Origin of the sequence: Vagococcus silagei (genome assembly GCF_004795745.1) — a bacterium.
In the GTDB taxonomy this organism is placed as follows: Bacteria; Bacillota; Bacilli; order Lactobacillales; family Vagococcaceae; genus Vagococcus; species Vagococcus silagei.
Window position 1 is genome coordinate 54,757 of record NZ_SDGV01000018.1, and the last position, 13,812, is coordinate 68,568.

A 13,812-nucleotide genomic window follows, 5' to 3' on the forward strand; every position below is an offset into this window, starting at 1 on the left:
GTAAATTAAAATTGGACTTAACGCAATTTGACATTGAGCCTCTTACCGGGTGACGTCACTCACACGCTAACTCAATGTCAAATCGCACGATATATTTAATAGGAATTTCAAATAACGTTAGACATTTTACAGTTGGCTAACTTGTACTTGAAATTTTCGTTTATTTTTCAGGTGTAAAAGAACCAAAATCATTCATTAAGTTATGCCAACTATAAAAGTTTGGACTCTGTTTCAACTCAATCGATGGTTTGATAAAGTACGTTATCCAATACTCTTCCGATTGATTAAAATCAAGAATAACATCGTTATTATTTAATTTCGTTGTATTTCCTGAATAATGTTCCATTCCTAGATTATTATCTGTATTCGTCACAATCGAACCAACTAATTGATAGTATTCCGGAAGTCGATATTTTGCGGTTATCTTATCTTCAGAAACATTTACAATTCTACTCGTAAAAAGATCTTGTTTTATTTCAGCAGGCTTATCGAAAATACTTGAATTCGCAATAATCGAGAACTCTTCTGAACCTGACGATGATACAAAATCGACATACCCTTTTTTAGGAATGACAACTTCAACATTAGGTGTCAGTACTGACTGTCTGACATGAATTACTTTAACCATTTGTTTTTCAAGGTTTTTAAAAGTAACTGTTTGAATACCACTACCTGAGATAGTGATTTCCCGAAGAGCTGTTTCAACAATTTCATAGCCTTCTGGTGCTTTGGTTTCTCGTAAAAAATATGTACCCGGCTCGTATTTTTTAGTTAATACTTCACCTTTATTATCAGTAACCAATGTTTCAAGTACTGTCAACGTTGTTCCTTGCTTCTTACCAAATTCGAAGGTTGCACCTGGTAAACGTTTTGCCTGATCACTTTGATCAACTTTAATCAGTTTAATTTGTCCTAGAATTTTACTATTTTCAAATTGAAGTTTTGCTGTTTCAGAGGCTTTGACTTCAATCGTTTTTGATACTGGATTATCTTTCTCATAACCAGCAGGGGCCTTTACTTCAGTCACTGTGTATTTTCCTGGTGTTAAGTTTGTCAATTCAATGCGTCCATCTTTATTGGTTGCTTTATTTGGACTAATTGGTGTTGGTACCCCATTATTATCCATGATAACGGAAAATTCCGCATTTTCTAATCCCTTCTTAGGCTCGTCCCTATCAACTTTTAGAATGGTTAAATTGCCAACTAAACGCTTATTAGTTACTTTAACTTCAACAGTCTGTCCATCGACTATTGTTACCGGATAAACGGATTTATTTAATTCATATCCATTTGGGGCCTTTGTTTCATGTAGGTAATACTTCCCAATCGGTAATTCATTTGAAATAATTTCACCATTGGTATTCGTAACAAGATTATCTTGTACAGTTGTTCCCCCAGTTTCAGTCGTTGTTAATTTAAAAGTTGCACCGGCTAAAAATTTAGTTGGTGTTGCTTCGTCAACTTTTACTATTTTTACTTTCCCTTTTTTGATTCTTGTATTTTCAAATTGCAAGGAAACGGATTGACTAGGTAAAACTTCAATTTGTTTTGATGCCGGATTAGCCTTATCATAGCCAGTTGGCGCTTTAACTTCGGTTACCGTATATTTTCCGGGTTTCAATTGCGTAAGAGAAATCAGACCATTCGCATCTGTTGTTTTATTTGGAATTGCTGGGGTTGTAATGCCATCATTGACTCTTACAATTGAAAATTCTGCACCGGCTAATTTTTTTGTGGGTACTTCTTTATCAACTTTAATAATATTTAAACTCCCAGGTTTAATATTATTAGTAACCGTCACCTCTGAAATTTTACCTTCCACAATATCTACTGGAAACATCGTAGAATTCAAATCATAACCTGGTGGGGCATTTGTTTCTTGAACATAATATCTTCCAAGTGGTAGGTCGCGAGAAAGTACCTCTCCATTTGCATTTGTTTTTAACGTATCCTCGACTGTTTGGCCGTTTGTCTGCGCTGAGAGAATTCTAAAAATGGCATTTGGTAGTCGTTTCTGTTTATTGTCATTGTCCACTTTTATAATTTTTGCCTTACCAGTTTTTCGTTTGTTTTTAAAAGTGAAGGTTTTTGTTTCACCACCACTTACATACCCATTTTGTGATGGAGTTGTTGCATTTTCATACCCTGAGGGAGGTGTAACTTCAGTCACAAGATAAGTATCATCTCGTAAACCACCCAAAGTAAACTCTCCTTGCGCATTTGTGATCGCTTTATCCGGACCTGCCAGGACCTCACCATTCATTCTTGTAATTTTAAATTTTGCACCGGCTAATTTTGCACCTGTAGCTCCATCTTCTTTAACAATTTTAATCGAATTGGGCAATCCATTAAACACTTCAACCCTGTGAACGCCACCTGGTCTATATATATTTATCATTGTTTTTGTTTTTTCTGGAAGAACATATCCCGGTGGAGCTTTAGTTTCGATAACATTGTACATCCCCATCTCCAGTAAAGGAGACAAATAGATTCCTTGAGCATTTGTAGTTGCGTTTGAAACAACTTTCTGATTGGTTTTTAAATCAACGATATCAAACACTGCGCCTGCTAATGGCTTTTTATTCAATCCGTATTTAAATATTTCAATTTTACCGAGATACTCGTCTACCTGTACATTGGCGTAATCTTCAATTTTTCCAACTGAATTTATATTTCGTCCTGATACAGACGCAACATTCTTATAGATTCCTGGTTTTGCATCATCATTGACAGCCGCTCGAATTTTAAATGTGTACGTATCATCAACATTATGAATAAAACCTGACCCCTTTCCATAATTCATATAGCCTCTTGTTTGCATAGCATCCCAATGAAGTTTTGCTAACGGAGTCTTAGTACCATCTGGATTATAAAGTTCCCAACTCACAAATCTTAACCCAGGAGGCAAAACATCCATAAATTTTGCACCTTTGATTGGTCCAATATTATTTAATTTGTCGGAATTCGTAATTTTAATTTCATACTCAACAAGTTCCCGTCGCTTTGCAACTGTCTGTTTCCCCCATGGACCACCGACTTCAGCATTTCTAACTGTCTTAGTAATTTTTGGTGCAGGTTCATTTGGTAATTTAGTTAAGGCTACATGTTGGGAGTTATGGTAAGCTCCTGTCGATCCTGTCATTCCCCAATAAATACTAGAACTACCAAAAAGACTTTGAGGATTTGGAATTGGATACATAATTGAATTGAATCCTTCCAAAGCAAAATTCATTTGTTTATTTTTACTATCCCAGTTCACCTTCAATTTTCGCCATGTATTATCAGTTAAGCTTTTCTTGGAATCATTTATATAACCCACTGCTTCATGATTTCTTTTACGTTGTTCTGCAAAAGTTTTCTGTAATAGCACAACGCCAATATGTCCTTGATTTCTTGTATCAGCCTGCAACGTTACATCATAATTATCATTCCCACCATTAAAATATGTGTCGGCTTCAAACGATACTCCCTTAGTAATAACACCATAATCTTGCCAATTAGTTGGTCCTGGCCCAGGATAGGCACCCATTCCTTGACCTGATCCACCTGTGGCATTCAATTTTAATGGATCATTATGAAAAGTTACCGTAATCCCATCTGCTCCCCCCTTAGAATGAGGTTTATCTCCTAAATATACATAACATTCAAAAGCAAAATTCTTTGTAATATCAATTGTATCTTTGTACCACATCACACCATATTGATACTTTACATCTTGTGTAATTTCTACAACGTTACTGTATGCCCTACTCAATCTTGCATTATTTGTCACAACATGATTTTTTGGATCCGGGATTGTAAAATCTGAAATTTCAAATCCTAATGCATTTTGCGCTTCTTTTGGTGGCGGTGGAACTGCTGCCTCGACGTTATTCATACTTATAAACAGAAAAAAAATACCTATTAAACAAATAATAAGATATTTTAAATTTCCGAGAATTCTATTTACCATGTTTTTATCTCCCTACTACTTTAATAAAATACTTACCATTTTTTAACTTTTTATTCAGTTTAAGGTTTTTTCATATTGATTTGGTCTACTAATAAACCGTCAATCGTTGATAATGGTGTTGCTTGAGGTTTTTTACCTTGCCACCAGGCTTTTTGATAAGCATCTTCCAAAGTAATGATTCCTTCGACTTTAACTGCAATTTGAAGTTTAATTGTTCCTTCTGGAAATTGTTGCTTAATACTATTGTTTAATTTAACCATTTCAAAAAGTGGCACTGTTTCTTTTCCTTTATCCAATGCCTTTGTGTAGTAGAAATAACCATCTTTTCCATCAATCCAATTACTCGTATCTTGAATTGATTGTCCTTTTTGATCAAGTAAAAACAAATCACTACCAATTTTTGAAGACAACGTCTGAGGATGTTCAAGCTTGCTTGTTGTCCCAGTTAACTCAGGTAAAATCATCACACGTATAAATTGGGTTACATTTCCATCATTCTTTACTTTAACTACTTTTTTATAGTTTTTATCGAAGCTTAATCCGATTGGTTTTTCAAATTCTTCATAAATTTTTGTTTCTAAATTTCCAACAGTAAAATCATTACTCTTAGTTTGATGCGATGTTTCATCAGCTAGTGTTACTTTTAAGATACTCATCAATACAAGAAAAGTTGAAAAAATTAACACACTTGAAAAGACTAGTGATTTGTGACTGTCTATTTTTTTTAAGATACTCTTCATGTTTGATTCCTCCTAATTATTCTGGTTGAGACGTGATTTTACTTTTTAACATTTTATAAATTTCATCATTTTCAGTTTCATGATTCCACTTTCCTAAGGTTTCACGTGTTGAATAGCTACCGTCCATGGATATATTTGCTTTATATAACCCGTTTTTCATACGATTAGGCGCGGTCGGAAAAAGTGAGATACTCTTCATAAACAAGGTGGTTTTCTCACCTGGATTTAAAATTTCAGAATAATAAAAATAGCCATCATTTCCATATTTCCAATAATTTTTAGTTAATGAATTATTGTAATCCTTAACATCGCCAAAATTAATTTTAAAATAATTCAAATCAGTTGTCTTTCGTTTCGCTTCATCTCTAGGATAATTTAACCCTGGACTATCTTTTGAAATTATGTCGGGAACTGTCAGTTTAGATTGATAAAATCCCGCTTCATTATTCACTTTCACTGGGTAAACAGCATCTTTTTTCCAAGTACTAAGACTATCTTGTTTAATTGTTTCCTTACCTTTGCTATCTTTTACAAATTTAACATTTGCAGTGCCTTCAGCTTGATTCATTCCTTCAATATCTATATCGAAAAGTAATAAATATTCTTCCACTGAGATACGAACAAATGCTTTATAATTTCCTTCATTCATAACATATACTTTTTTTAATGTCTCCGAACCTGGGTACCACTCATTATTTGGAGTGAATTTTTCACGCAAGACAACATCAAAGTGAATATTTCCAAGCTTATTTTCTTTTGAGGATGTATACGTTTCCCATGCAAATGTTCCACGAATAATAATCATGACTGCAAAAACAATTGAAAAGATCATGATCATGCCTTTACTTGGTTTGAAATCTTTCAAAGCCATTCTCCTTTTTGACTGACTTCTTTTTCTTTTTTTACCCACTTCAACACCTCCTATACGTTTTAATAATTATCTTCTTTCATCAATAAAAATATTTTCACTCAGGAAAAAAGATAACAAGCAAAAGAAAAGAGTTATCTCTTTCCTATTTGCCGTTGTTTATCTTGGTAACGTCTTGAAAAAATTAAAGTCACACAAATGATTAAGACACCAGTAATTATTTTATAAAATAAGCCTCGCCATTCTTCACCAGTTTGCGGTAATCTTAAAAATCCCAAAACCTTCTTTGGTTTTTCTCCGAATTTAGTTGATTCTGGTGTAATAGGTGACATCTTAGTGGCATAAAAATTCCATTTGATAATAGCTTCACTTTTAGTTTGCCACACTTCTACAGGCAATTTATCTGTGACATCAAATGTGACCTCAAGAACGGCCATCTCTCCAAAGGCATAAGTTCCTAATTTAAGACGATTTTTCTTAATATTTGGTTCACCTTCACCAATCAAGTTTCCTTTATAAATTTGTCGATCATTTAATTTAACAGTCACTTGAATAGCTTGGTAAAAATCAATTTTACCTGTCTTCACTTTTGGTGCCACGTCCATTTCTAAAAGATAAGGACGATCATTTTTTTCTGTATTCATCAACTTGATAACCTTCACAAAATGATCACCTGGCTTCAAATCACCTTTTTGAATGTAATAAGCACCAGTACCATCAACCGTTATCCCTTCTTCATCACCAATTAACATGCCAGGAGGAAGATCTTCAGCAGAAACAATCATATTCATTTGAAAAAATAATGCAATCAAGACTAACGATTGACACATTAAAAATATATATCGTTTCATAAATCTTCCTCCTCGACTATTTTGTTAATTTTTTTATGGTAATGGTGTTTGAGTTGTTTGATTTGTCTTGAAATCAGTAATATATGTAACTAAAGCATCATAGATATCTTTACTCTTACCTGCTGTTGGTTTTGTACCTTTAAAGAATTCAGCAGTTACAGCTTCTTCTTCTGGTAAAATACCTTCTAAGTCAACAAATAATGAGTAATCGAAGTAATCATAGATAGTACCTGAACCATTTTTCAAGCCAACTTTATCTAAGACATTACTTGTTTTAGCACCTGAACCGACAACACCAAGATAGTAGAAGTAACCATCTTCTGGGTTATAAATCCATTTACCTTTTTCAATTGTATCGCTTAAGTGTTTGTAATCGTAAGTTAAGTTCTTATCTTTAGCACTTGTTTTAGCATCTGCTGGTAAGATAGGACTTTCAGTTCCACCTAAGTTAATATCTTTTGGTGCGTTACCCCAGTTAGCCAAAACAGGAGCTGATAAACCTTCATAGTATACATAATTTATATTTGTTGCTTCAAAGCCAGTAATATCACCTGTTGAAACATCAAATTTAGGTTTAAATCCTTCTAAATCCACACGTTGTGCAATTGAATCTGTTGCGCCTGGATATTTAACAACTGCTTGTTTTGAAACATCACCCATGTTAGTATCTTCAAGTTTTACTTTTTTAAATGCTGCATATTCTGTTGACACTTTATAGGTCACGGTATTACCAACAGCGGTAATTTTTTCTTTAGTTGATTTACCTAAAACAACAACATCAGTTGGAATATTAGCGCCTCCAACTTTAACTTGGCTAGTGATATTCGCCCATTTACCAACTGAATCAGTAACTTGAGCTGCATCACCTAACTTCGCTTCAGTTGCATAGTAAACCGCATCAATTGGGAAAGGAATAGCCTTATCAGGTTTTGCTGCTGCATCTGCTACTTTCACAACTTTAGCAGAATTAGTATTACCTTCTGCAATTAAAGTACGAAGACGTTCTTCAAACGTCATTCTCATTAAGACTGCTGTTTGACTGGTATTTACACCCCAAACTTGTTTCTCAACTTTTCCGCCTTCAGGAATTTTACCATCCGGGAAGTACTCTTCTACTACAATACTACCAGCAGCAATCGCATTACCAAACTTGTTTTCTTTTGATGATTTATAGACATCCCATGCAAAAGTTAACAATAAAATTGCAAAAACAGCGATTGTTGACATTAAAACCATAAACCTTTTTTTCTTACTTACATTTTTGAACATTGTTCATTTTCCTCCTTTATTTATATTTTATATTTAAAATCTATAAATTTTGTATTCATAGATCAAATACCATATTAACACCCTACTCTCCCCCAAGATAAGGTTTAAACTTTACGTCTTTTAGGTTTTCTTTTCTCAATTTTTGATTTTGAAAAATAGAACTTCAGACTTTGAATTAATGCAAAAGTTGCAAGTATCAATCCGATACTAACGAACCAATTCTCTCTTAAGAAAGTCATCAATTTCCCAACTTTAGGAATTACGAAGACTTTCTTACCATTAATCTGATCTGGACTTACAGGTCTACCATCTTTACCTGTATTAAAATCCCCTTGCGTTTCAAAATAGGTATCGCCACTATTTTCAAAATTTTCAAGTTTTTTAATAATTCTATGTGTTAACACAGCGTCATTCTGACCTTTAGAAACCATTAAATCATAGGTTATTATATCGCCAACTTCCAATGATTTTGGGTCAACTTTTTTGATGATAATCATATCACCTGCAGCAAAACCACCTTTTTGTGTTTTCGGATCTTTAGGCATCATCGAATTCGTTAAAACCGTATAGAAACGATAACCAAAAAATGATTTATTTGAATCTTTACTTACCGTAAATAAAACGGCTCCAAAAATTATGCTAATTGTAATAACATAAAATAGAATATTTAAAATAATAGAAACAAGTGTTTTCTTCTCGGATTTTTTGTTTTTTAACGTTGCTTGAGATTTTTTACCTTTTGTTTTATTACTTTTCCGAGCACGGCTCTCATCACGTTGATATGCATGGTCGCGACTAGAACTCTTACGTTTTTTTTTCCCACTTTTTTTTTGTTGCATTTTTCCATTTCCCCCCTAACAAAATAATTAACGTTTCATAAAGTTAAGTTCATAAAACGATTACACGTCTATTTTATTATACAGATAAAGATATTATACATTATACTATGCCTTCTCTATTAAGTCCATTTAACGTTAAAAAAATATACATTATTATATTTCATCACAATATATTACATTTTTTTATAAATATATTAGTTCTAGTATCAAATTTAAAAGATCCACACCTCAATTTATATTTATTATTAAAATATAGAAAAGAGGTGGCATTCTTTATTTTTTAATTGTCACTGAACCTAAATCATTTAGAATATTATGCCAACTATAAAAAGCAGGGCTTTCTTTCGCTGGAACTGATGGTTTGATAAAGTAGGTAATCCAATACTGATTTGATTTATCAAAATCTAAAATAACATTACCATTTTTTAGTTTTTCTTGATTACCTGAGAAGTGCTCATTGCCTAAATTATTGTCTGTTTCGGTAACAATAGATCCTACCAAATCATAGTATTCTGGAATACGGTAATCAACTTGAACTTTATTTGTCACTGGATTCACAATCCTCGATGTAAACAATTCTTGCTTGATATCAGCTACTTTATCAATTGGACTTGAATTCGCAATAATCGAAAATTTTTCTTTATCTTTCATTGAACTAAAATCAGCATAACCTTTTTTAGGTATCACAACTTCATCATGAGCATTTAAGACGGTTTGACGAATATGAATTATATTATCTTTTTCATCTTTTGCATTTTCAAATGTAACGATTTGTACGCCACTTTCAGAAATTACCACTTCTCGATACTCAGAATCTATAATTTGATAACCTTTAGGTGATTCAGTTTCTCTTACATAATAGGTGCCAGGTTCTAATTTTTTCGATAAGAACACACCATTCTCGTCTGTCACACCCTTATCAAGATTAATATAGTTCTTACCTTGCTTCTTATCAATGTCAAACTTGGCGTCCGGCAAAAGAATTGCGTGATTTTTTTGATCGACTTTTACTATTTTTATTTGACCAACAGTTTTTTTGTTTTCAAACTGTAAGTAAGCCGTCTCTAATGGGAGTACTTCAATGCTCTGACTGTTTGGTTCGGATAAATCATAACCAGCTGGCGGTTTAACTTCCGTCACTGTATAGATTCCGGGTATCAAATTAGAAAAAACTGCCGTTCCCGAAGTATTCGTTACTTTATTCGGGACGACTGGACTTGGAACACCATTATCATCTCGTACAACTGAGAATTCAGCTTTTGATAACTTGATATTTGGATTATCCTTATCAACTTTAGTAACCTCTAATTTTCCCGGTCGAGGTTTATTTGAAAAAGTCACTTCCAAAACCTCATTATCAACAACTTTTATTTCTTTAATACTTGCATCTTTTGTGTATCCTACAGGCGGTTTTACCTCCTGAACATAATAAGTTCCTGGTGGTAAAGATGTATTAATTTCACCATTAATATCGGTAACTAAATCAGTTAAAGCAATACCCGACGTAGGTGTTTTTAATATTCTAAAAACAGCCCCTGATAAACGTTTCGTTGGCGTTGCTTCATCAACTTTAATAATTTTAATTTTACCAACTGCTTTTTCGTTATAAAAAATCGCTTCAGATTCATGATCATTTTGAACTGTAATATTTTGTGTTTCTTCCTTCGCTAACTTATAGCCACTAGGTGGGGTAATTTCACGAACTTTATAAGTTCCTTTAGGTAAATTATTTATGCTGTATTCACCATTTTTATTTGTAATTGCCGTTTGACTATCTACTATTATTTTACCACTTGAATCTTTCACTTCATAAGCTGCGCCCTGTAACAATTCACCCGTCTCTTTATCTTTTTTAATAATTTTCAGGCTCCCAGCTTTTTCATTCATAAATGTAACAAGACTTTGTGAGCCAACTGTCACTGTTACTTTCTGAGTATCTTCATCAGCAAGAGCATACCCATTCGGAGGGGTTACTTCACGGACTGTATATGTACCGTTGGCAAGATTAGCAATTGTATATTCACCATTGTTATTCGTAACTGCCTCTTGACTATTTTTAATGACAGTACCACTCGAATTTTTCACTTCATATCTTGCGCCAGATAATACTTGTTGCGAATTTTTATCCTTTTTAACGATTTTAAGACTTCCTGCTTTGTCATTTACAAAAGTAACATCGACAATATCCGGACTTGTGGCAGATAAAGTCACCGTTTGACTTGGGCTAGTAGATAACACATAACCATCAGGAGCCTTAGTTTCTGTCACTTTATATGTGCCAAGTGGTAACGTCTCGCTTAAATACTTACCCGAACTATCAGTTTTTACACCAGTTGCAATTTTCACACCGCTATTATTTGTAATATCAAAAGTAGCACCCGGCAAGAAATTCTTTCCCTTATCCTTCTTGTTAATTCGAATTTGTTTACCTTCTTCCTCTACTTGAACATCTGCCGTACTTTCAACTTTTGTAAAAGAACTGATATTATCGCCGGTAATTAAGCCACGGTTCGTATAAATTCCTTTTGGTGTCCCCTTTTTAACAGTAGCTTTAACTTTTACGGTATATTCTTCGCCCACCTTGTGTTCAGAATTTGAACCAGATGCATATTGAAATGCCGACCCCAACATACTTAGCCATTGATTATCTGATAAGTTTCTCGAACCACCAGGCGTAGTAAGACTCCATGCACCGTATTCTAGTTGAGAAGGTAAGACATCTCTAAAGCGCGCATTTGTAATTGCTCCACCGAAATTAGCTGCGTTGAGATTGTTAATTTTCATTTCAAATTCGACTTCTTCTCCAGGTTTCGCAACTGTTTTTTTTACAAAAGATTGTTCTTTTTTTGAAACATTACGAACTTTTTTATCAATACTCGGATTCGGGTTCTTAGGTTTTTCTTCGTCAATGATTACTGAAGCACTACTCTCGTATTTTTTACCGGCACTCGAAGTTCGACTTGTTACCTTTGCTGTATTTGTATAACGACCAGCTGGTGTCCCCTTATTAACGGTTGCTTTCAGTGTAAATCGATATGTCTCATTAACATAATGCATTGAGCCACCACCATAACCGTACATAAAACCTCTATTTGAAATTACTTCCTGCCATTCCGAAGGTCTCATGACATACTCGGCTCCGCCATCGACAGTTCTAGTTCCAGAATTCCACGTAAGTTGACGTGGTAAATCATCAAATAGTTTTGCTTCTTTTAAATGTCCGATATTATTATTTCGATCAATATTAGAAACATTAATTTCAAATTCAACTTGATCACCAGGTTTTGCTGCCGTTTCTTTTTTAAAAGTTGTCTCTTTTGCTGATAAATTTCTGACTTTTTTATCTATAACTGGATTTGGTTTATTTGGTAACAAAGTTAAAGCGACATGTTGAGAGTTATAATTTGCACCAGTACTTCCTGTCATTCCCCAATAAGCAGTTGTCCCTCCAAACGTTGCATTTACATTATTCACTCTATATGTAATCGTATTAAAATCTTCTATATCGAAAGTCAAGATTTGTAGATAGCTGTCCCACTTTACTGACATTTTACGCCACGAATTATCGGTTAAACGATTATTTCCCCTAATAAAGCCTACTTGTTCATGCGGTTTTACCAGCAATTCTCTAAATGTTGGTTTTAAATTGACAACGCCAATATGTCCTTCATTTATTGAATATTCTGGCAAGCCACGATCGTAATCATATGTAGTGCCATTAAAATAGGTATCTGCTTCAAAAGCAATTCCATTCCTTACAACTCCTCCAGTTTGCCACGAATCAACAGTTGGTCCTGGATATGCACCAATACCTTGCCCTGTACCACCCGTCGCGTCTAAACCAAGTGGATCATTATGAAAGGTTACCGTAATACCATCTGCACCGCCTTCACGATGGCTTTTACTACCCAAATACACATAGGCTTCAAATTCAAAATTCTTAGTTAAATCAATTTTTTCTTTATACCACATTACGCCATACTGATATGATTGATCTTGAGTTATTTCAACTACATTTTTATAAGTACGACTCAATTGTGCATTATTGGTAACATCATAATTTGTCGGTCTAGGAATAACAAAATCATCTCTCTCGAAACCAAGTGCATTTTGTGCTTCAACTGGTGGGGGTGGAACTGCTGCCTCAGATTGAAATGGCACAACAAAAAGACATAATACTCCTATTAATATAGCAATAAACCACTTAATTTGATTCTTCCAGTTGTTTTTCATTTCAACATCTCCATCCATCACTAAACAATCCGTACTTTAATTATATATATCTGTTTTTTAAAATTAACGCTTATTTTAATTTTAAAATACATTATTGCCAAAATTATAACTAATGTATAATATGTAGTCTTTTTATCAAATAAAAAAACTAATATCCAGCAATTATATTATACAATTATATATCAGCTAAGTCTACAAAACACATAAAAAATGAACAACAAGTTATTATATCCTCATTTGTATGTACTTTTATCACAGAAACGTGTATATATTTATATTTATTTTCATGCACAAAAATATTTATCCATACATTCAACTTGATGGAAAGCAAAAAAACAGGAGAAATAAATTCTCCTGTTAAAACTTTATGAAGTTTTTCTACTTAGTATAATCGTTGAAGAGATGTTTACTATTAATAAATACTTCTTCTTATTTCGACTCTTTGGTTTTAACAAATTCTTGAGCAGCTTTTATACGATCAACTAATTCTTTTTTCGCTTTTGAACTATCATCAACAGCTTCAACTTTCTTTTTTGCTTCTTCAACATCTTTATTAGTTAAATCAGGTCTTAAAACTTCTAAGTCTGTTTTTTCATATAAAGAAGTCACACTATCAACAGCCTCAGAAAGTAATTTAAGATCTTCATCCTTAATTACAGTTTTAGCTTTTGTTGTATCTTCTGTTTTAGATTTACTTTTACCAAGACTACCACTATTAATAGTTTGATATCCAATGAATCCAATAACAATCAAAATAACTAAAATAAGAAAAAATACTAATTTACTTTTTGATGATTTACTTTTGTGTTGATCTGCTCTCAATTTTGTCTGCACCTTTCAGTAATTATTTACCTTTTTTGAAGAACACGAATGCTCCTGCTAACATAGATAATAATCCACCAGCTACTAATCCACCAGTTGCAACTTCACCAGTTTGTGGTAATGTTTTACCGTTAGTTTTCTTAACTACTTTAGAACCAGTTGTTTTTGTACCTGTTGTTTTTGTACTTGTTGTTTTTGTACCTGTTGTTTTTGTACTTGTTGTTTTTGTATCTGTTGT

9 protein-coding genes are annotated in these 13,812 nt (G+C 33.4%); all 9 read right to left on the minus strand.

What is annotated here, in order from left to right; genetic code table 11:
* Positions 1–160 precede the first annotated feature (160 nt).
* Positions 161–3,877: a SpaA isopeptide-forming pilin-related protein gene (locus ESZ54_RS08880; protein ID WP_136137319.1), complete on the minus strand. Its 3,717-nt coding sequence runs from the start codon at positions 3,875–3,877 to the stop codon at positions 161–163.
* A 134-nt stretch (positions 3,878–4,011) separates the two neighbouring features.
* Positions 4,012–4,692, minus strand: coding sequence for a hypothetical protein (locus tag ESZ54_RS08885; RefSeq protein WP_136137320.1), 681 nt, complete (start codon positions 4,690–4,692; stop codon positions 4,012–4,014).
* A gap of 16 nt (positions 4,693–4,708) precedes the next feature.
* Positions 4,709–5,602, minus strand: coding sequence for a BsaA family SipW-dependent biofilm matrix protein (locus ESZ54_RS08890; RefSeq protein ID WP_136137321.1), 894 nt, complete (start codon positions 5,600–5,602; stop codon positions 4,709–4,711).
* Positions 5,603–5,694: 92 nt separating this feature from the next.
* Entirely contained in the window at positions 5,695–6,411 is a 717-nt protein-coding gene (locus tag ESZ54_RS08895; RefSeq protein WP_136137322.1) for a hypothetical protein, read from the minus strand.
* A gap of 33 nt (positions 6,412–6,444) precedes the next feature.
* Positions 6,445–7,680: a hypothetical protein gene (locus ESZ54_RS08900; RefSeq protein ID WP_136137323.1), complete on the minus strand. Its 1,236-nt coding sequence runs from the start codon at positions 7,678–7,680 to the stop codon at positions 6,445–6,447.
* Positions 7,681–7,784: 104 nt separating this feature from the next.
* Entirely contained in the window at positions 7,785–8,519 is a 735-nt protein-coding gene (locus tag ESZ54_RS08905; RefSeq protein WP_136137324.1) for a signal peptidase I, read from the minus strand.
* Between the two features lie 273 nt (positions 8,520–8,792).
* A complete protein-coding gene (locus tag ESZ54_RS08910; RefSeq protein ID WP_162615144.1) occupies positions 8,793–12,752 on the minus strand; it encodes a SpaA isopeptide-forming pilin-related protein in 3,960 nt (1,319 codons plus the stop codon).
* A gap of 429 nt (positions 12,753–13,181) precedes the next feature.
* Positions 13,182–13,574 carry a hypothetical protein gene (locus ESZ54_RS08915; RefSeq protein ID WP_136137326.1) on the minus strand — a complete coding sequence of 131 codons (393 nt, stop codon included), beginning with the start codon at positions 13,572–13,574 and terminating at the stop codon, positions 13,182–13,184.
* A gap of 22 nt (positions 13,575–13,596) precedes the next feature.
* The coding region (locus ESZ54_RS08920) for an LPXTG cell wall anchor domain-containing protein (protein ID WP_136137389.1) at positions 13,597–13,812 on the minus strand (216 nt) is incomplete at its 5' end.